The sequence below is a fragment of the Diaphorobacter limosus genome (genome assembly GCF_033100095.1).
Classification (GTDB): Bacteria; Pseudomonadota; Gammaproteobacteria; order Burkholderiales; family Burkholderiaceae_C; genus Alicycliphilus; species Alicycliphilus limosus.
Genome location: NZ_CP136921.1, coordinates 1,697,617 through 1,716,057, shown reverse-complemented (window position 1 = coordinate 1,716,057; position 18,441 = coordinate 1,697,617). Strand labels below are relative to the sequence as shown.

The window sequence follows — 18,441 nt, the reverse complement described above, 5'->3', positions numbered from 1 at the left end:
GATCATACCGAACGCCCCCTCCCGCGGCCGCATGAATCTGGGATGATCCAGACCCTTGCCCACTCCCAGCTCCGCATCGCCATGACCGCTGCCCCCACTGCCTCCACCCTCACGCCGCGCCTGACCTCGCTATCGCATGGCGGCGGCTGCGGCTGCAAGATCGCGCCGGGGGTGCTGGCGCAGATCCTGCAGTCCAGCGGCGCGGCCGGCGTCATGCCGCCGGAGCTGCTGGTGGGCATAGAGACGGCGGACGATGCGGCGGTCTACCAGCTCAATGACAGCCAGGCGCTGGTGGCCACCACCGACTTTTTCATGCCCATCGTGGACGACCCGTATGAGTTTGGCCGCATCGCCGCCACCAACGCCCTGAGCGATGTGTACGCCATGGGTGGCCGGCCCATCATGGCGCTGGCGCTGGTGGCCATGCCGGTGAACCAGCTGCCCGTCGATGTCATCGCCGCCATCATTCGCGGCGGGCAGGATGTATGCCGCGCCGCCGGCATTCCCATCGCGGGCGGGCACACCATCGACTCGGTCGAGCCCATCTACGGCCTGGTCGCCATGGGCCTGGTGCACCCGGATCGCGTGCGCCGCAACGCCGGCGCGCGGGCGGGCGACCTGCTGGTTTTGGCGAAGCCGTTGGGCGTGGGGGTGTATTCGGCGGCCTTGAAGAAGGAGCAGCTGGCCGACGCGCATTACCGCGAGATGATCGCCAGCACCACGCAGCTCAACACCCCCGGCCCGCTGCTGGCGGATCTGCCCGGCGTGCATGCCATCACCGACGTGACCGGCTTCGGCCTGGCCGGCCATGGCCTGGAGATGGCGCGCGGCGCCGGCCTCTCGGTGCGCATTGACTGGGCGCGCGTGCCGCTGCTGCCCGGCGTGGCGGAGCTGGCGGCGCAGGGCTTTGTGACCGGCGCCAGCGGCCGCAACTGGGCCGGCTATGGCGCCGATGTGGCGCTGGGCGCGGGCCTGCCGGCCACGGCCCAGGCCCTGGCGAGCGACCCACAGACATCGGGCGGCCTGCTGGTGGCCTGCGCGCCGGACAGCGTGGACGAGGTGCTGGCGCTGTTTGCGCGCGAGGGCTTTGCGCGCGCCGCGGTGATAGGCGGCGTAGAGGCCGGGCCGGCGCGGCTGGAGCTGCGTTGAGCGACCTGCCCGCGCCCGCGCCGCAGCCCGGCATGACGGCCGGGCAGGGCCGGCTGCGGGAGCTGTCGCCGGCCTATTTCGGCCTGGTCATGGCCACGGGCATCGTGTCGCTGACGGCCGACATGCTGGGTTGGCCGCTGCTGGCGCATGCGCTGCTGGCGTTGAACGCCGTGCAGTATCTGGTGCTGTGGGGGCTGTACCTGCTGCGCGCCTGGCGCTACCCGCGGCGCTTCTTTGGCGAGATGGTGGAGCATGCGCGCGGCGCCGGCTACTTCACCATGGTGGCAGCCACGGGCATCATGGCCAGCCAGTGCATCGTGATGCTGGACAACCTGGGCCTGGGCTTTGCGCTGTGGGCATTGGCGGCGCTGTTGTGGCTGCTGCTGACCTACACCATCTTCACCGCCTTCACCATCCGCCGCGACAAGCCCACGCTGGACAAGGGCATCAGCGGCGCCTGGCTGCTGGCCGTGGTGTCCACGCAGGCGCTGGCCGTGTGCAGCGCGCTGCTGGCCGCGCGCATAGGCCAGCCGCTGCGGCTGGAGCTGAACCTGCTGGCGTTGTCGATGTGGCTGTGGGGCGGCATGCTCTACATCTGGATGATGGCGCTGATCTTCTACCGCTACCTGTTCTTTCCGTTCTCGCCCGGCGACCTGTCGCCGCCGTACTGGATCAACATGGGGGCGATGGCCATTTCCACGCTGGCCGGCTCGCTGTTGATGCTGAACGCGCCGCAGGCGCCGTTCCTGGTGTCGCTGCTGCCCTTCCTCAAGGGCTTCACGGTGTTCTACTGGGCCGCCGGCACCTGGTGGATTCCCATGCTGCTGTTGCTGGGCATCTGGCGCCATGGCGTGCGCCGCTTTCCGCTGCGCTACGACCCTCTGTACTGGGGCGCGGTGTTTCCGCTGGGCATGTATGCGGCCTGCACCTGGCAGATGGACAAGGCCATGCAGTTCGGCTTTCTGAACCTGCTGCCCCGGCTGTTCTTTGCCGTGGCGCTGCTGGCCTGGCTGCTGGCCTTCGTCGGCATGCTGCGCAGCGTGGCGCGCCAGCTGCGCGCCCCATAGCTGCTGGCGATAGGCACAGGCGGGGAGGTGCCAAGGCCGCTTCGCTAGACTCGGCCGTCTTCCCTTTGCAAACCACACAGCCATGGCATTGACAGAACAAGAGCTGCTGGCGGCAATCGCCGGCGTCACAGACCCCCACACGGGCAAGGACTTCGTCAGCACGCGCGCGCTGCGCAATGTGCAGATCAGCGCTGGCGATGTCGCCTTTGACGTGGAGCTGGGCTACCCCGCCAGGAGCCTGATCCCGGCGCTGCGCAGCCAGTTCATCGCCGCGGCCAAGGCAGCGCCCGGCGTGCAGAACGTCTCGGTCAACATCACCTCCAAGGTCACGGCGCACGCCGTGCAGCGCGGCGTGCAGCTGCTGCCGGGCGTGAAGAACATCGTCGCCGTGGCCTCGGGCAAGGGCGGCGTGGGCAAGAGCACCACCGCCGCCAACCTGGCGCTGGCGCTGGCGGCCGAGGGAGCCAGGGTGGGCGTGCTGGACGCCGACATCTACGGCCCCAGCCAGCCCATGATGCTGGGCATCAGCGGCCGCCCCGAGAGCTTTGACGGCAAGAACATGGAGCCGCTGGTGAACCATGGCGTGCAGGTCATGTCGATTGGCTTCCTGGTGGAGCAGGACCAGGCCATGATCTGGCGCGGCCCCATGGCCACGCAGGCGCTGGAGCAGCTCTTGCGCCAGACCAACTGGAAGGATCTGGACTATCTGATCGTGGACATGCCGCCGGGCACCGGCGACATCCAGCTGACGCTGTCGCAGCGCGTGCCCATCACCGGCGCCGTCATCGTCACCACGCCGCAGGACATTGCGCTCATCGATGCCAGAAAGGGCATCACGATGTTCGAGAAGGTGAACGTGCCCATCCTCGGGCTGGTCGAGAACATGGCCCAGCATGTGTGCAGCAACTGCGGCCATGTGGAGCATATCTTTGGCGCCGATGGCGGCAAGAAGATGGCGGCCGAGTACGGCATCGACTACCTGGGCGCGCTGCCGCTGGCGCGGCAGATCCGCGAGCAGGCCGACAGCGGCCGGCCCACCGTGGTGGCCGACCCCGACGGCGAGGTGGCACAGATCTACAAGCATGTGGCGCGCGAGGTGGCGGTGAAGATCGCCCTCAAGTCCAAGGATTTTTCGTCCAAGTTCCCCACCATCTCGGTGAGCAAGAGCACCTGACGGCACCCCGGTGCAAGCCGGTGGCATGATGCCGGCCATGTCTCAATCTTCAGGCTCGGCAGGCGCGCGGCAGCGCGCTGCCGGTACATCCTCTTTTCTTTCCCTGGGCTGGCGCACGCTGTGGCGCGACCTGCGCGCGGGCGAGCTGCGGCTGTTGATGGTCGCCGTCACGCTGGCCGTGGCGGCGCTGACCTCGGTGGGCTTTTTTGCCGATCGCCTGCAGGGCGGGCTGGCGCGCGACGCCGTGCAGCTGCTGGGCGGCGACGCCGTCGTGGCCAGCGACAACCCCACGCCGGCGGCGTTTGTGCAGCAGGCGCGCACGCTGGGCCTGGCGAGCGTCACCACGCTGAGCTTTCCCACCATGGGCCGCGCCAGCGACGCCCAGGGCGGCGCCAGCCGCCTGGTGGCGCTCAAGAGCGTGGAGGCCGGCTACCCGCTGCGCGGCCATGTGCAGGTCACCGACGACCCGCAGCGCCCCGGCAGCCCTGCGCAGGACATACCGGCGCCGGGCGAGGTCTGGGTGGACGCGCCCTTGCTCGACTCGCTGGGGCTGCAGCTGGGCGACTACCTGCTGCTGGGTGATACGCGGCTGCGCGCCACGCGCATCATCACGCTGGAGCCTGACCGCGGCGCCGGCTTCATGAGCTTTGCCCCGCGCGTCATGGTGAACGCGGCCGACCTGAGCGCCACCGGCCTGGTGCAGCCGGCCAGCCGCATCACCTACCGCTTTGCCGTGGCCGGCAACCCCGCGGCCGTGCAGCGCTTTTCTGACTGGGCCGCGCGGGCGGCGGAGCAGCCCGGCATGCATGGCGTGCGCGTGGAGACGCTGGACAGCGGCCGCCCCGAGATGCGCCAGACGCTGGACCGGGCGCAAAAATTCTTGAGCCTGGTGGCGCTGCTGGCGGCGCTGCTGTCGGCCGTGGCCGTGGCCCTGGCCGCGCGCGGTTTTGCCAACGAGCATCTGGATGCCGCGGCGCTGTTGCGCGTGCTCGGCCAAAGCCAGCGCAGCATTGCCGGCGCCTATGCGTTCGAATTCGCGCTGGTGGGCCTGTTTGCCAGCGCCCTGGGCGTGCTGCTGGGCTTTGCCGTGCACCATGTGTTCGTCTGGTTGCTGGCCGGGCTGGTGCAGTCTGGCCTGCCGGCGGCCAGCCTCTGGCCGGTGGTGTTGGGTGTGGGCGTGGGCCTGACGCTGATGTGCGCCTTCGGCCTGCCGCCGGTGCTGCAGCTGGCCCAGGTGCCGCCGCTGCGCGTGCTGCGCCGTGATCTGGGCGCCGTGCGTCCCGCGTCCCTCGCCGTGCTGGGGCTGGGCGTGGCCGGCTTTGCCGCGCTGCTGCTGGTGGTCAGCCGCGACTGGAAGCTGGGCGCGATTGCCGTGGGCGGCTTTGCCGCGGCCGTGCTGCTGTTTGCGCTGCTGGCCTGGGTGGCCGTGTGGCTGCTGAAGAAAAGCGTGCATGAATCCACCGCGCCGCGCGCCCTGGTGCTGGCCACGCGCCAGATCGCCGCGCGCCCGGCCTATGCCGTGGTGCAGGTCAGCAGCCTGGCCGTGGGCCTGCTGGCCCTGGTGCTGCTGGTGTTGCTGCGCACCGACCTGATCGCCAGCTGGCAGCAGGCCACGCCGGCCCATGCCCCGAACCGCTTCGTGATTAACATCATGCCGGACCAGGCCGAGGACTTTCGCGCGCGGCTGGCGCAGGCGGGCGTGGCGCAGTACGACTGGTACCCCATGTTCCGCGGCCGCCTGGTGGCCATCAACGGCCGTGCCGTGAGCCTGGACGACTACCCCGACGAGCGCGCCAAGGGCCTGGTCGATCGCGAGTTCAACCTTTCCAACGCCAGCCAGCCGCCGACGCACAACAGCATCTCCGCCGGCCGCTGGACGCCCGAGGAGGCCGGCGCCGTGAGCGTCGAGGAGGGCATTGCCAAGACACTCGGCCTGAAGCTGGGTGACCAGCTGCGCTTTGACATCGGCGGCGTGCCCAGCGAGGTGCGCATCACCAGCCTGCGCCATGTGGACTGGAGCAGCATGCGTGCCAACTTCTTCGTCATGTACCCGCTGGCGCAGATGCAGGACGTGCCCATGACCTACCTGGCTGCCTACCGCGCGCCTGAAGTGTGGCCCCCACGCTCTTCTGCCGCGCAAGCTTCGCTGCCCCCCGAGGGGTCTGCTGCCAGCCCCGGGCGGCCCGGCGTTGGCAGCGCCGGCTTTGACAACGCCCTGGTGCGCGCCTTCCCCAACGTCACCAACGTGGACATGAGCGCCACCCTGGCCCAGGTGCAGGGCGTGCTGGGGCAGGTGATACGGGCGGTGGAATTTCTCTTCGCCTTCACGCTGGCCGCCGGCCTGGTGGTGCTGTTTGCCGCCGTCACCGCCACGCGCGAGGAGCGCGCGCGCGAGTTCGCCATCATGCGCGCCGTGGGCGCGCGCGCCAGCCTGCTGCGCCAGGTGCAGCGCGCCGAACTGCTGGGCGTGGGCCTGCTCGCCGGCTTTCTGGCGAGCTGCGTGGCCGTGGCCGTGGGCTGGCTTCTTGCGCGCCATGTGTTCGACTTCAGCTGGACGGTGCGCCCCTGGGTGCCGCTGGCCGGCAGCCTGGTGGGCGCTCTGCTGGCGCTGGCCGCGGGCTGGTGGGGGCTGCGCGAGGTGCTGCAGCGCCCGGTGGTGCAGACGCTGCGCCGGGCGCAGGATTGAGGATCAACCATGCAGACGGACGAAGACTGGACGCCCGACTGGTCGCAAGCCCCCGAGGGCTGGGACTGGCTGGCGCAGGACGAGGACGGGCGCTGGTTCTGGTACCGCGCCGAGCCCACGCCCGGCTTTGGCGGTGGCGTCTGGCGCGCCAACTCGCGCAACCAGCAATATGCCGGCCAGGGGCGGCCGAATGCGCTGTGGATGGAGTCCCTGCGCCACCGAGATTATTGAAATTTGATAGCTGTTCACGCTTATGGATAGTGCGCTGGAGCCTGATTTGAATCATGAAGATGGCGATGCCCTGGCGCAGGCGCTGGGCGTGGCCCTGGAGGCGGCGGGCGGCGCGCCCGTGCAGCACCTGCAGACGCATCTGTCGCACCTGCTGCTCACGCCTGCGCATGCCTACAAGCTCAAGAAGCCGCTGCGTCTGCCGTTCGCCGACTTCTCCACGCGGGCCGCGCGTCGGCATTTCTGCAACGAGGAGCTGCGCCTGAACCAGCGCCTGGCGCCACGGCTGTACCTGGATGTGCTGCCCGTGCTGGGCAGCGTGCGGCAGCCGCGCATCGGCACCGCGCAGGAGGCCGGCGCCGCCATCGACTGGGTGCTGCGCATGCGCCGCTTCGCCCCGGGCAGCGAGCTCGACGCCCTGGTGCGCGCCGGCCAGCTGCAGGGCGCCGAGATGGACGCCTTTGCCGCCCAACTGGCGCACTTTCATGCCCAGGCGCCCATGGCCGTGCCGGGCAGCGACTGGGGCCGGCCAGCCCAGGTGGGCCAGGCGATCGCCGATGTGCTGGACCAGCTGGCGGCGCTACCCGGTGGCGCCGACGGCGCGCGCCTGGCTGCGCTGCGCGCCTGGTTTGGCGCGCGCCAGCCGGCCCTGGCTGGGCATTGGGCCGCGCGCCGCGCCGCCGGCCAGGTGCGCGAATGCCACGGCGACCTACACCTGGGCAATGTGGTGCGGATCGACGGCGAGATCACCGCCTTCGACTGCCTGGAGTTCAGCCCCGCGCTGCGCTGGATTGACACGCTGGCCGACACCGGCTTTCTGACCATGGACCTGCACGCCCATGGCCGGCCCGACCTGGCCTGGCGTTTTCTGGACGCCTACCTGGCCGCCAGCGGCGACTACGCCGGCCTGGCCGTGCTGCGCCCCTACGAGGTCTACCGCGCCCTGGTGCGCACCCTGGTCGCGCGGCTGCGCGCCAGTCAGGGGGGCGCGGCGCAGGGGCCGGACTACCTGGCCTGCGCCGACCGGCTGGCCGCCCCCCTGGGCGCGCGCCTGCTCATCACCTACGGACTGTCGGGCTCGGGCAAGTCCACGGCGGCCGCGCAGCTCTTGCAACAGGGGGCGGTGCGGCTGCGCTCGGACGTGGAGCGCAAGCGCCTGCACGGCCTGGCGCCGCTGGACGATTCGGCCGCCCTGGGCCTGGACATCTACACCAGCGAGGCCTCACGCCGCACCTTCGCGCAGCTGGCCGCGCAGGCGCGCGCCCTGCTTGCGGCCGGTTACCCGGTGATCGTGGACGCGGCCTTTCTGCGCCGGCGCGAGCGCGACGCCTTTCACGCGCTGGCGCGCGAGCTGGGCCTGCCGTTCGCCATCCTGCACTGCCATGCCGACCCGGACCGGCTGCGCGAGCGCGTGCGCCAGCGCCGCGCGGCAGGCGGCGACCCCTCCGAGGCCGACCTGGCCGTGCTCGCGCGCCAGCAGCAGCAGGCCGAACCCCTGGCGCCCGAAGAGCAGCAGCGCACGCTGGATCTGGCCACCGATCAGGCCTGGGACGCGCCCGCCCTGTACCGCCGCTGGCTGTCCGTTCAGGCTTGATGTTTGTCAATACAAACGGCGGCACCGGTGGCATGCTGGAGCCATGAACACTATCGCCCTCACCGATTCCCAACGCGAGCAACTGCGCAGCGCCCTGGAGTTGCGCAAGGAGCAGCTGCTGCAGGAGCTGGACGCCGTCCAGCGCGACACCCTGGCCGTCGCCTCGGCCGCCAGCCGTGGCCAGGCCGATCCCGCCGGCAGCCCGCGTGACCAGGCCAACAGCATGGCCGCCGACATGGTGCGCGACGCCGAGGCCGCGCGCGACCATGCCGAGCTGACCGCCGTGCGCGCCGCGCTGGAGCGCCTGGCCGATGGCAGCTATGGCGAATGCACCGACTGCGGCCAGAGCGTCGGCGTACCGCGCCTGCTGGCCCAGCCGTCGGCCGCGCGCTGCATCGCCTGCCAGTCCAAGGCCGAGACCCAGGTCAGGCGCTGAGCCGCGTGTGGTGGGGTGGCCAGCACCGCACCAGAAGCTCCCAGGCCGGGGGCTTCAGCCACCTTGATCACCGGGTCACGGCTTGGTGGGGCAGTCTATGTGCTATTAATTAACTAGCTATCAGCGCTTTATGCAAGCGCGCTAAGGGCCTGTTTTATCTATATTCTGCGCGGGCTTGGCGCCAGCAGCACCACCAGCGCTCCCGCGCCGCCGTCGGCGGGCCTGGCCTGCACGAAGGCCAGCACCTCCTTCTTCTGCACCAGCCAGCCCTGCACGCGGCCCTTGAGCACGGGCGTCTTGCCCGGCGAGCCCAGGCCCTTGCCATGCACCACGCGCACGCAGCGCAGGCCGGTGCGGTGCGCCAGGCGTATGAACTGGCCCAGGGCCTCGCGCGCCTCATCCACGCGCAGGCCGTGCAGATCGAGCTGGCGCTGGATGCTCCACTGGCCCGCGCGCAGCCGGCGCGTCACGTCAGGGCCCATGCCCGTGCGGCGAAAGCTCAGCTGGTCGTCCACGTCCAGCAGGGTGCTGACGTCGAACTCGTCGCTCAACGATTCATGCAGCACGCGCGCCTCATCCAGCTGGCGCTGCACCGGCAGGGGCTCGGGCGGCACGGGGGCGGGCCAGTGGCGCTCGTGCTGGCCCTTGAGCGGCTGCACGGCGCCCACGGCGTCCTGGAACAGGTGGCGCTCGGCGCGCGCGCGTTGCTCGGCCTCGCGGCGCAGCCGTTCGCGCTCGGCCTGCAGCGCGGCCTGCTCCTGCAGCGTGCGGCGCAGGGGCTTGAGGTCGGCAAACGATTGGGCTTTGAGCGGGGCGGTCATGGGTAAGTGCTCAGGACACTAGCGCCGGTTGTACCGCATTGCCCACCGTCGCCATCCGGGCCCAGGTATTGCGCGGCGATGAACTGCGTGACCTGGGCGGGGTTGAAGTTGTCGTCGCTCACGAACACCAGCACGCAGCGGCCCTGCACGGGTGGGCCCCAGGTCATGCCCTCGATGTTGTCCGGGGTGAGGCCCAGGGCCGCCAGGTCGGCCACCAGGGTCTTGGGCACCGGGCGGTGGTTGGTGGGCGTGAGGGCATCCAGCGCCAGGGTGTCGCTGCCGGCGCGCGTGTCGATGCGGTACAGGCGCGCGCCAAAGCCGGCGCCGGCGCTGTAGCTGCGCTCCAGCACCAGCAGGTGGTGCGGGCCGTGCGCCAGGATTTCGCTGACGCCGTTGATCTGCGGGCCGGGCAGGCGGCGCCGCTGCGGCACGGCATCGCCCTGGTAGGCAATCTGGCGCAGCGGCTGGCCGCTGGCGATGTCCATGGCGGTGATGCGCACGGGTGCGCCGCCACTGTCGGGCGTGGCCTGCGGCCCGTCCTGGTGCCAGGGCAGCTCCATGGCCAGCCAGGCGGTGCGCCCGTCGGGCGTGAGCGCCAGCCCCTCCAGCGTGCCGTTGCCGCGCGGGCCGCGCCTGGGTTGTGTGCCGGGGGAGAAGCTGGCGGGCAGGGCGATGTCGCGCACCGGCCGGCCGTCCAGGCGGCTTTCGCGCAGCTGCGGGCCGAAGCCGCGGCTGAAGTCGCCCTCGCTGCTCCACAGAAAACTGGTCTTGCCCGGCAGCCAGCGCAGGCCCTCGGCGTCGGGGCGGTCCATGCCCGCCTGGCGGCGCCACCAGGGGGCGAAGGGCTGGCCGCTGGCGTGCAGCAGATCCTGGGTGGCGGTGAACTGCGGCATGTCCAGCCGCTGCGCGTCGTAGTGCAGGCGCGCGCGGTAGATGCGTGCTTGCGCGTCGCTGATGAGCAGGTATTCGCCGCTGTGCGCGTCGTAGTCGATGCCCGACAGGCCGCCGATGCGGGCGCCGGCGTACTCGCTGCCGTGGGCCAGCTCGGCCACGCCGATCAGGCGCAGATGCGGCGCCAGCAGCGGCGCGGGCGCCGGCGGCGCCAGCGGCAGAGCGCAGCCGGCCAGCGCCAGCAGGGCGATGCAGGCCCAGCGCGCCAGGCTCACACCAGGCCCTGCTCGGCCATGGACAGGGCCGCGCCCGGCGCCACGATGACATGGTCGAGCACGCGCACGTCCACCAGCGCCAGGGCGGCCTTCAGCGTCTGGGTCAGGGCCTCGTCAGCGCGGCTCGGTTGCACGCTGCCGCTGGGGTGGTTGTGCGCCAGCACCACGGCGGCGGCCTGGTGCTGCAGGGCGCGCAGCACCACCTCGCGTGGGTAGACGCTGGTCTGCGTGAGCGTGCCCCGGAAGAGTTCTTCCATCGCCAGCAGGCGGTTCTGGCTGTCCAGGAACAGCACGGCGAACACCTCATGCGCGCGCGCCGCCAGGTGTAGCTGCAGGTAGTGCTTGACGGCGCCCGGCGTGCCGAACACCTCGCGCTCGCGCAGCTGCTGGGCCAGGGCGCGGCGCGCCAGCTCCAGCACGGCCACCAGCTCGGCGCGCTTGGCCGGCCCCAGGCCCTTGATGCGCGCCAGGTCTGCCGCGCCCGCGTGCAGCAGGCCGGCCATGCCGCCAAAGCCGCCGCCGGTGATGCGCCCGCCGGCGTCGCGCTGGGGCTCATCGAGCAGCTCCTGGGCCAGCTGCAGCACGCCCTTGCCGGCCATGCCGGTGCGCAACAAGATGGCCAGCAGCTCGGCGTCCGACAGGGCGGCGGGGCCGCGCGCGAGCAGCTTCTCGCGCGGCTGGGCATCAAAGGGCAGGTCTTTCAGCGGCATGGCGTGGGGCAGTGGGGGTATACCCGGTTTTCTACAATGGCGGCAGTTTATAGAGAGCTTCTCAATGACCGCTGACGCCCTTGCCTCCGACACCAGCCAGCCCATCGTGCAGATGGGTTCCTTTCTTACGCTGCATTACCGCCTGGCCGGCCCGGCGGGCGATGTGGTCAACACCTTCGAGGGCAAGCCGGCCACGCTGTCGGTGGGCACGGGCGAGCTCTCGCCGGCGCTGGAGCAGCGCCTGATCGGCCTGGCCGAGGGCGCGCGCGCCCGCTTCGAGCTGGCCGCCGGCGAGGCCTTTGGCGAGCGCAACCCCGACATGCGGCAATGGGTGGGCCGCAAGCTGCTCAATGACCTGGGTGACCCCGATGAGCAGTACCACGTGGGCGATGTGGTCGAGTTCCCCACGCCCGATGGCGCGGGCAAATATGCCGGCGCGGTGCTGGAGGTGCGCGGCGATGGGGCGGTGCGCTTTGACTTCAATCACCCACTGGCCGGCCTGCCCGTCACCTTCGAGGTGCAGTTGATTGGTGTGCTGTAAATGAACAAGCCCCAGGAAATTGTTCTGGCCGAGCCGCGCGGCTTTTGCGCCGGCGTGGACCGCGCCATCGAGATCGTCGAACGGGCGCTGCAAAAATTTGGCCGCCCCATCTACGTGCGCCACGAGATCGTGCACAACACCTATGTGGTGAACGACCTCAAGTCCAAGGGCGCGATCTTCATCGAGGATCTGGCCGAGGTGCCGCCCGGCGCCACGCTGATCTTCAGCGCCCATGGCGTGAGCCGCGCCGTGCAGGACGAGGCGCGCGCGCGCGGTTTCAGCATCTTTGACGCCACCTGCCCGCTGGTGACCAAGGTGCATGTCGAGGTCGCCAAGCTGGCCAGGGAGGGCTACGAGTTCATCATGATCGGCCACAAGGGCCACCCCGAGGTCGAGGGCACCATGGGCCAGCTTGACAGCGGCATCCACCTGGTGGAGGACCTGGCCGACGTGGCCCGCGTGCAGCCCGCGCAGACCGAGAAACTCGCCGTGGTCACGCAGACCACCTTGAGCGTGGACGACGCCGCCGAGATCACCGCCGCTGTGCGCGCGCGCTTTCCCTCCATCCGCGAGCCCAAGCAGCAGGACATCTGCTACGCCACGCAGAACCGCCAGGACGCGGTCAAGCTGCTGTCGCCCCAGGTCGATCTGGTGATCGTCGTCGGCAGTCCGACGAGCTCCAACAGCAACCGCCTGCGCGAGCTGGCCGCGCGCCTGGGCACCGCCGCCCACATGGTCGACAGTGCCGACGAACTGCGCGCCGAATGGTTCGACGGCATCGCGCGCGTGGGCCTGACGGCCGGCGCCTCGGCGCCCGAGGTGCTGGTACAGGCCGTGATCACGCGCATCAAGGAGCTGGGGGCGGTGTCGGTGCGCAAGATGAGCGGCATCGAGGAATCGGTGAAATTCCCCCTGCCCAAGGGCCTGAAGCTGGACGCCGCCACGGGCCTGGAGCTGGCCGAGCGCAGCCCGGAGACCGGCGCGAGCAGCGGCTGAACTTCGGGCGGCGCCGTGCCAGGTGCGCGGCGCAGGAGGTGGTTGCGCTTCTGTATTTATAGCTGTTGACGCGCTATGAGTGGGCGCTGCAGCCAAATTTGGCTAATATAACGAAATGCCGCTGATCGGGCAGGGCATGTGGGCCGCAGCGGCCGAAGTCCCGCACAATGCGGGACTTCTTACAATTGCCGCATCTTCACACCTTGGGAGCACGTCGGGCTCCCTGCATATGGAAATAGCAATACTGTTCGCCCTCATCCTGCTCAACGGCGTGTTTGCCATGTCCGAGCTGGCTTTGGTCTCCGCGCGCAAGACGCGCCTGCAAAAGCTGATCGATGAGGGCGATAGCGGTGCCATCGCCGCCGTCAAGCTGGGCGAAGACCCGACGCGCTTTCTGTCCACCATCCAGATCGGCATCACCTCGATCGGCGTGCTCAACGGCATCGTGGGCGAGTCGGCCCTGGCCAAGCCATTTGGTGAATGGCTGATCGGCCTGGGGCTGCAGGCGCAATACGCCAGCTACATCGCCACCGGCCTGGTGGTGGTGTTGATCACCTACTTCTCCATCGTCGTCGGCGAACTCGTGCCCAAGCGCCTGGGCCAGAGCCACCCCGAGGCCCTGGCACGCATCGTGGCCCGCCCCATCAACTGGCTGGCCCTGGCTACCAAGCCCTTTGTGCGCCTGCTGTCCATCTCCACCGAGACCCTGCTGCGCGCCCTGGGCGTGAAGCAGGGCCAGGGCAACGCTGTGACCGAGGACGAGATCCATGCCGTGCTGGCCGAGGGCACGAGCGCCGGCGTGATCGAGTCGCACGAACACCAGATGGTGCGCAACGTGTTTCGCCTGGACGACCGCCAGATCGGCTCGCTGATGGTGCCGCGCGCCGACGTGGTGTGCCTGGACGTGCTGGAGTCGTTCGAGGAAAACCTGCGCCGCATCGACGAGTCCGAACATGCGCGCTTTCCGGTGGTGCGCGGCGGCATGGAGAACATCCTGGGCGTGCTCAGCGCGCGCCAATGGCTGTCGCGCGCGGTGCGCGACCCGGCCGCGCGCGAGCTGGGCGCGCTGGCGCTGCACACGGCGCTGTACGTGCCCGAGACCATCAACGCCAAGGAGCTGCTGGACAACTTCCGCCAGTCCGGCATGCACATGGCCTTCGTCATCGACGAGTACGGCGAGGTGCAGGGCATAGTCACCGTGCAGGACTTGATCGAGGCCATCACCGGCGAATTCCAGTCGCTGGACCCGGACGACTCCTGGGCCGTGCAGCGCGACGATGGCAGCTGGCTGCTGGACGGCCATATTCCCGTGCCTGAGCTCAAGGATCGCCTGCAGCTGGCCACCGTGCCGCAGGAGGATCGCGGGCGCTACCAGACGCTCAGCGGCATGATGATGCTGCTCACCGGGAAGCTGCCTGGGGTCACCGACACCGTGCAGTGGGAGGGCTGGCGCTTCGAGGTGGTGGACATGGACGGCAAGACCATAGACAAGGTGCTGGCCAGCCGCCTGCCCGAGGTGCAGTTGCACATGGGCGACCAGGCCGTGAGCGGGGACTGATCGCCCTCAGCTCCACAGATCGAGTGGCGGATCGGCCACCACGGCGCGCAGTATGTCGGTGCGCGTGATGAAGCCCTGCAGCACGCCGGCATCGTCCGTCACGGGCAGGCCCGGCAGGCCCGTGTCCAGCAGTACCGGCGCCACGCGGCGCAGTTCGGTGTGGGCGGCCACGGTGGGCACCGGGCTGACCATGGCCTCGGACACGCTGCGGCGTGCGCGTGCAATGGCCTGCGGCACGGCGGCCGGCTGGGGCAGCAGATCCACGGGAGCGATGTCGGCGCGCAGCAGCAGGCCGACCACCCGCCCCTGGGCGTTGACCACCGGCGCCTGGGCCACGCGCTGCCGTGCCAGCGCCAGCCAGGCGTCATGGGCCGGCATCTCGGGCGGCAGGGTCACCGCACCCACGGTCATCATGTCGGCCACGCGCAGCACCGGCAGGCGCGGCTGATCGGGGCCCTGCTCGGTCTGCACATAGGCGGCAGCGGCCTCCTGCAGGCGTTGCTGCTGCGCCGTCTGGGCCTTGACGGCGCCGGTGTGCCGGGGCGCTGCATCGGACTCCAGGGCGCGTGCGCGCAGGCCCTGCGGGCGCTGCACGCGCTGCACCGGCGCCAGCTGGGCCAGCTTGCCCGAGCCGCCGCGGTAGATCTGCCCCGAAGGACCAAACACAAAAAACATGACCACCTCCTGCATGGCCCCCGGTGGACCTGCCATCGCCATGTTATCGACAGCCGTGCCGGCCACTACACTGCACCCTTTTTTCGCCAGGTTCCCGCATGATCCATCGCGCCGCCATCACCGCTGCCCGCCGCCAGCTGGCCAGCCAGCCGGGCTTTCTGCGTACCACGCCGCTGCTGCGCTTGTCTGGCCGCTCGGTGGGGGTGGATTGCGACGAGGTCTGGCTCAAGCTGGAGCAACTGCAGGTGGGTGGCAGCTTCAAGGCGCGCGGCATGCTCTATCGCCTGCTGGCCAATCCCGTGCCCGACAGCGGCGTCATCATCGCCTCGGGCGGCAACGCCGGCATTGCCGTGGCGGCCGCCGCCAAGGCCCTGGGCGTGCGCTGCGAGGTGTTCGTGCCCGAGGTCTCGCCCGAGGCCAAGCGCGCCCGGCTGCGCGCCCTGGGGGCCGAGGTGGTGGTGACCGGCGCCGCGTATGCCGAGGCCTTTCAGGCCTGCGTGGCCCGCCAGCAGGCCACGGGCGCGCTGCAGGCCCATGCCTATGACCAGCCCGAGGTGGTGGCCGGCGCCGGCACGCTGGCCCTGGAGATCGAGGAGCAGGGCGGCCGGCTGCCCGACAGCCTGCTCGTCAGCGTGGGCGGCGGCGGCCTCATCGGCGGCGTGGCCGCCTGGGTGGACAGCCGAGCCCATGTGGTGGCACTGGAGCCCGAGCGTGCGCCCACCCTGCATGCCGCCCGGGCCGCAGGCATGCCGGTGGACGTGGAGGTCGGCGGCCTGGCCGCCGATTCGCTGGGTGCGCGCCGCATCGGCGCCATCGGCTGGGAGGTGAGCCAGCGCCATGTGCACGCATCGCTGCTGTTGCCCGACGACGCCATTCGTGCCGCGCAACTGTGGCTGTGGAAGGAGTTCAAGCTGGCCGTGGAACCTGCCGCAGCCCTCGGTCTGGCTGCCCTGCAGACCGGCGCCTACCGCCCGCAGCCACGTGAAACCGTGGCGCTGATCCTGTGCGGCGCCAACTGCGACCCGGCAAGTTTGGCCTGACCCCGGCACGCCTGCCCTCTAAAATTGCGCCATGCTAGACATCCTGCTCCTTCGCAAAGACCTCGCCTCGGCCGTCGCCCGGCTCGAATCCCGCAAAAAACCCCAGGCCTTCCTGAACGTGGAGGCGTTCCAGGCGCTGGAGGCTGAGCGCAAGACGATACAGACGCGCACCGAGGAGTTGCAGTCGCAGCGCAACCAGCTGTCCAAGCAGATCGGCGCGCTGATGGGCAAGGGTGAGAAAGACGCCGCCGAGGCCGCCAAGGCCCAGGTGGCAGCGCTCAAGAACGAGTTGGACGGCTCCGTCGTGCGCCTGGAGCAGATCCAGGCCGAACTGCAGGCCATGCTGGCGGCCGTGCCCAACCTGCCGCACGAGAGCGTGCCCGTGGGCGCTGACGAGGCCGGCAACGTCGAGCTGCGCCGCTGGGGCGCGCCCAAGGCCTACGACTTCGCGGTGAAAGACCATGTGGATCTGGGCGCGTCGCTGGGCCTGGACTTCGATCTGGGCGCCAAGCTGTCGGGCTCGCGTTTCACCGTCATGCAGGGCCAGATGGCGCGCCTGCACCGGGCGTTGGCGCAGTTCATGCTGGACGTGCAGACCGGCGAGCATGGCTACACCGAATGCTATGTGCCCTACATCGTCAACGCCGACTCGCTCAAGGGCACGGGCCAGCTGCCCAAGTTCGAGGGCGACCTGTTCGCCGCCAAGAAGGGCGGCCAGGACGGCGAGCCCGTGCCCGACAATGCCGCGCTGTACCTGATCCCGACCAGCGAGGTGCCGCTCACCAACATCGTGCGCGACGAGGTGCTGCAAGAGGCCGAGCTGCCCATCAGGCTCACCGCGCATTCGCCGTGCTTTCGCTCCGAGGCAGGCAGCTACGGCCGCGACACGCGCGGCATGATCCGCCAGCACCAGTTCGACAAGGTCGAGATGGTGCAAATCGTCCACCCCGAGAAAAGCTACCAGGCGTTGGAAGAGATGACCGGCCACGCCGAGGCCATTTTGCAAAAGCTGGGCCTGCCCTACCGTGTGGTGGCTCTGTGCACCGGCGACATGGGCTTTGGCGCCGCCAAGACCTACGACCTGGAAGTCTGGCTGCCGGCGCAGAACACCTTCCGCGAGATCAGCTCGGTGAGCAACTGCGAAGCCTTCCAGGCGCGCCGCATGCAGGCGCGTTTCAAGAACGCACAGGGCAAGAACGAGTTGGTGCACACCTTGAACGGCTCGGGACTTGCCGTGGGCCGTACGCTCGTCGCGGTGCTGGAGAACTACCAGAACCAAGACGGCTCCATCACCGTGCCCGAGGCGCTGCGCCCCTACATGGGCGGCATGGAAATCTTGAAGCCCTGATTTAACTGCTAGAATCGCAGGCTTCGACACACAGGAGAGGTGGCAGAGTGGTCGAATGTACCTGACTCGAAATCAGGCGTAGTGGCAACACTACCGTGGGTTCGAATCCCACCCTCTCCGCCAATCAAAAGAAGGGTTAGCAGGCACTCGCTTGCTAGCCCTTTCTTCTTGTGGCTCCTATGAAAACGAGGCCCACAGCAGAGGTAGCACCCCGGCAAACCGTGTACTCTTGCCGTGTGAACCAAGCTACCGTGACCCGATTCCCCGGCGTACTGCGCCGCCCCGATTCCATTAGCTACCAATTCGGCCTGCGCGCCCCCAAAGACCTACAAGCTCACTTCCCGAGTGGGTGGGCTATTCGCGCCTCGCTGAACACCGCCGACCTAAGGGAAGCCAACGCCAAGGCCAAAGCACTCCAAGCCGAATGGAGTGCCCGATTTGAGGCCCTGCGCACAGGCAAGCCGCGCCCGATAGACATGCCTGTTTTGCGGCGTCGCCTGTTTGAGCAGTGGGAGCGCGCAATCGCTCGCCTTGATGAAACCTACAGCCGCGTTCCCGGCAAAGACCGCGAGACGCGGGCGCATGGCTTGCAATGCCAGATTGACGAACTGCGGCAATGCCTGTCCAAAGGTGTCCTGCCCGAGTGGCTGGAAGATGGCGCGCAGAAGTACGGGGATGCCACCGCGCCGGAAATCGTGACCGAGTACGGAGGCCATCAACTCATGCTTTTGGAGGTCATGCACGAGGCTTTGACCGACGAGCGGCGAACCTTCCCGCTGCGCGTGCAGTACACCCGGCAGCGCCGCGACGTGATGGGCCTGAATGCAGCACCAGCACTGCACGCGCCCCCCGATTCGCAGGCGCCACAGCAGCCCGCTACGGCCGCCAACGGGAAAAAGATTGGTGATCACGGCATTGCGGGCATGTACGAGCCCAGGCGGACTAAGGGGTTTCAAATGCTCAAAATAGCTGCGGTTATTTTTGCGCCCTGCCGCCCACCCCTATCCGCAGCACGCACATTCGCCGTCAAGACTGCTGGCCACTGGTACCAGTGCGCGGGGCCGGCGTGGACTGCGGTGACCATGGCAGCAACTGCCAGCGCTGGGTCCGCGACGAAGGTCCAGGACGGAGACGGCGGCCTGCAGCGTGCCGCTGCATTTTTGGAGGGAGCCCAACAGGCGCAGACCCTAGATAAAAGGTCGGCATCGTGGTAGGAACTGACATTCACCACTGAGGCGGCTTAGGGGCACCG

General features: G+C 69.4%; 17 protein-coding genes and 1 tRNA gene. 14 read left to right on the top strand and 4 right to left on the bottom strand.

Features of this window, described 5'->3' with window-relative positions:
- Nucleotides 1–81 precede the first annotated feature (81 nt).
- The 7 genes from selD to P4826_RS08245 all read left to right on the top strand — a co-directional run bounded on the left by selD (nt 82) and on the right by P4826_RS08245 (nt 8,334).
- A complete protein-coding gene (selD, locus tag P4826_RS08275; protein WP_317703368.1) occupies nt 82–1,149 on the top strand; it encodes a selenide, water dikinase SelD in 1,068 nt (355 codons plus the stop codon).
- Nucleotides 1,150–1,181: 32 nt separating this feature from the next.
- Nucleotides 1,182–2,216 (top strand): tellurite resistance/C4-dicarboxylate transporter family protein, encoded by a 1,035-nt coding sequence (locus P4826_RS08270; RefSeq protein WP_425605260.1) that lies wholly within the window; start codon nt 1,182–1,184, stop codon nt 2,214–2,216.
- Between the two features lie 82 nt (nt 2,217–2,298).
- The gene (gene apbC, locus P4826_RS08265) at nt 2,299–3,390 is read left to right on the top strand and encodes an iron-sulfur cluster carrier protein ApbC (RefSeq protein WP_317703366.1); all 1,092 of its coding nucleotides are present in this window, start codon (nt 2,299–2,301) and stop codon (nt 3,388–3,390) included.
- Between the two features lie 37 nt (nt 3,391–3,427).
- A complete protein-coding gene (locus P4826_RS08260; RefSeq protein WP_317703365.1) occupies nt 3,428–6,076 on the top strand; it encodes an ABC transporter permease in 2,649 nt (882 codons plus the stop codon).
- Between the two features lie 9 nt (nt 6,077–6,085).
- Nucleotides 6,086–6,307 carry a hypothetical protein gene (locus P4826_RS08255; protein WP_317703364.1) on the top strand — a complete coding sequence of 74 codons (222 nt, stop codon included), beginning with the start codon at nt 6,086–6,088 and terminating at the stop codon, nt 6,305–6,307.
- 46 nt (nt 6,308–6,353) lie between these two features.
- Nucleotides 6,354–7,898 carry a bifunctional aminoglycoside phosphotransferase/ATP-binding protein gene (locus tag P4826_RS08250; protein WP_317703363.1) on the top strand — a complete coding sequence of 515 codons (1,545 nt, stop codon included), beginning with the start codon at nt 6,354–6,356 and terminating at the stop codon, nt 7,896–7,898.
- A 43-nt stretch (nt 7,899–7,941) separates the two neighbouring features.
- Nucleotides 7,942–8,334 carry a TraR/DksA family transcriptional regulator gene (locus P4826_RS08245; protein WP_317703362.1) on the top strand — a complete coding sequence of 131 codons (393 nt, stop codon included), beginning with the start codon at nt 7,942–7,944 and terminating at the stop codon, nt 8,332–8,334.
- A 158-nt stretch (nt 8,335–8,492) separates the two neighbouring features.
- On the opposite strand, the gene P4826_RS08240 is transcribed toward P4826_RS08245, so the two are convergent.
- The 3 genes from P4826_RS08240 to radC are packed head-to-tail and all read right to left on the bottom strand — an operon-like array spanning nt 8,493 to nt 11,031.
- Nucleotides 8,493–9,155, bottom strand: a complete 663-nt coding sequence (locus tag P4826_RS08240) for a Smr/MutS family protein (protein WP_317703361.1) — start codon at nt 9,153–9,155, stop codon at nt 8,493–8,495.
- Nucleotides 9,152–10,321 (bottom strand): esterase-like activity of phytase family protein, encoded by a 1,170-nt coding sequence (locus tag P4826_RS08235; protein ID WP_317703360.1) that lies wholly within the window; start codon nt 10,319–10,321, stop codon nt 9,152–9,154. The genes P4826_RS08240 and P4826_RS08235 overlap by 4 nt, the downstream gene beginning before the upstream one ends.
- Nucleotides 10,318–11,031: a RadC family protein gene (gene radC, locus P4826_RS08230; protein WP_317703359.1), complete on the bottom strand. Its 714-nt coding sequence runs from the start codon at nt 11,029–11,031 to the stop codon at nt 10,318–10,320. Before radC ends, P4826_RS08235 begins: the two co-directional genes overlap by 4 nt.
- Nucleotides 11,032–11,095: 64 nt before the next feature.
- On the opposite strand from radC, the gene P4826_RS08225 reads away from it, so the two are divergent.
- The 3 genes from P4826_RS08225 (at nt 11,096) to P4826_RS08215 (ending at nt 14,126) form a co-directional block, all read left to right on the top strand.
- On the top strand, nt 11,096–11,572 hold the full coding sequence (locus P4826_RS08225; protein ID WP_317703358.1) for an FKBP-type peptidyl-prolyl cis-trans isomerase: 477 nt from the start codon (nt 11,096–11,098) through the stop codon (nt 11,570–11,572).
- Nucleotides 11,573–12,568 carry a 4-hydroxy-3-methylbut-2-enyl diphosphate reductase gene (gene ispH, locus P4826_RS08220; RefSeq protein WP_317703357.1) on the top strand — a complete coding sequence of 332 codons (996 nt, stop codon included), beginning with the start codon at nt 11,573–11,575 and terminating at the stop codon, nt 12,566–12,568.
- A 229-nt stretch (nt 12,569–12,797) separates the two neighbouring features.
- Nucleotides 12,798–14,126 carry a hemolysin family protein gene (locus tag P4826_RS08215; protein WP_317703356.1) on the top strand — a complete coding sequence of 443 codons (1,329 nt, stop codon included), beginning with the start codon at nt 12,798–12,800 and terminating at the stop codon, nt 14,124–14,126.
- Between the two features lie 6 nt (nt 14,127–14,132).
- Here P4826_RS08215 and P4826_RS08210 read toward each other — a convergent pair whose 3' ends face one another.
- Nucleotides 14,133–14,801 carry a CBS domain-containing protein gene (locus P4826_RS08210; RefSeq protein ID WP_317703355.1) on the bottom strand — a complete coding sequence of 223 codons (669 nt, stop codon included), beginning with the start codon at nt 14,799–14,801 and terminating at the stop codon, nt 14,133–14,135.
- 98 nt (nt 14,802–14,899) lie between these two features.
- Here P4826_RS08210 and P4826_RS08205 point away from each other — a divergent pair, with 98 nt between their 5' ends.
- From P4826_RS08205 to P4826_RS08190, 4 genes are all read left to right on the top strand, one after another.
- Entirely contained in the window at nt 14,900–15,841 is a 942-nt protein-coding gene (locus P4826_RS08205; protein ID WP_317703354.1) for a threonine/serine dehydratase, read from the top strand.
- Between the two features lie 31 nt (nt 15,842–15,872).
- Nucleotides 15,873–17,189 (top strand): serine--tRNA ligase, encoded by a 1,317-nt coding sequence (serS, locus tag P4826_RS08200; RefSeq protein WP_317703353.1) that lies wholly within the window; start codon nt 15,873–15,875, stop codon nt 17,187–17,189.
- A gap of 33 nt (nt 17,190–17,222) precedes the next feature.
- A tRNA-Ser gene (locus P4826_RS08195) sits at nt 17,223–17,312 on the top strand.
- 128 nt (nt 17,313–17,440) lie between these two features.
- Complete coding sequence (locus P4826_RS08190) at nt 17,441–18,403, top strand: DUF6538 domain-containing protein (RefSeq protein WP_317703352.1); 963 nt, start codon at nt 17,441–17,443, stop codon at nt 18,401–18,403.
- The last annotated feature ends 38 nt before the right edge of the window (nt 18,404–18,441 follow it).

Excerpts from the sequence above, each read along its gene's own strand:
- P4826_RS08270 (WP_425605260.1), top strand. The coding sequence starts at position 1,182 with ATGACGGCCGGGCAGGGCCGGCTGCGGGAGCTGTCGCCGGCCTATTTC.
- selD (WP_317703368.1), top strand. The coding sequence starts at position 82 with ATGACCGCTGCCCCCACTGCCTCCACCCTCACGCCGCGCCTGACCTCG.
- serS (WP_317703353.1), top strand. The coding sequence starts at position 15,873 with ATGCTAGACATCCTGCTCCTTCGCAAAGACCTCGCCTCGGCCGTCGCC.
- P4826_RS08225 (WP_317703358.1), top strand. The coding sequence starts at position 11,096 with ATGACCGCTGACGCCCTTGCCTCCGACACCAGCCAGCCCATCGTGCAG.
- P4826_RS08245 (WP_317703362.1), top strand. The coding sequence starts at position 7,942 with ATGAACACTATCGCCCTCACCGATTCCCAACGCGAGCAACTGCGCAGC.
- P4826_RS08240 (WP_317703361.1), bottom strand. The coding sequence starts at position 9,155 with ATGACCGCCCCGCTCAAAGCCCAATCGTTTGCCGACCTCAAGCCCCTG.
- ispH (WP_317703357.1), top strand. The coding sequence starts at position 11,573 with ATGAACAAGCCCCAGGAAATTGTTCTGGCCGAGCCGCGCGGCTTTTGC.
- radC (WP_317703359.1), bottom strand. The coding sequence starts at position 11,031 with ATGCCGCTGAAAGACCTGCCCTTTGATGCCCAGCCGCGCGAGAAGCTG.
- apbC (WP_317703366.1), top strand. The coding sequence starts at position 2,299 with ATGGCATTGACAGAACAAGAGCTGCTGGCGGCAATCGCCGGCGTCACA.
- P4826_RS08260 (WP_317703365.1), top strand. The coding sequence starts at position 3,428 with ATGTCTCAATCTTCAGGCTCGGCAGGCGCGCGGCAGCGCGCTGCCGGT.
- P4826_RS08215 (WP_317703356.1), top strand. The coding sequence starts at position 12,798 with ATGGAAATAGCAATACTGTTCGCCCTCATCCTGCTCAACGGCGTGTTT.
- P4826_RS08255 (WP_317703364.1), top strand. The coding sequence starts at position 6,086 with ATGCAGACGGACGAAGACTGGACGCCCGACTGGTCGCAAGCCCCCGAG.
- P4826_RS08205 (WP_317703354.1), top strand. The coding sequence starts at position 14,900 with ATGATCCATCGCGCCGCCATCACCGCTGCCCGCCGCCAGCTGGCCAGC.
- P4826_RS08210 (WP_317703355.1), bottom strand. The coding sequence starts at position 14,801 with ATGTTTTTTGTGTTTGGTCCTTCGGGGCAGATCTACCGCGGCGGCTCG.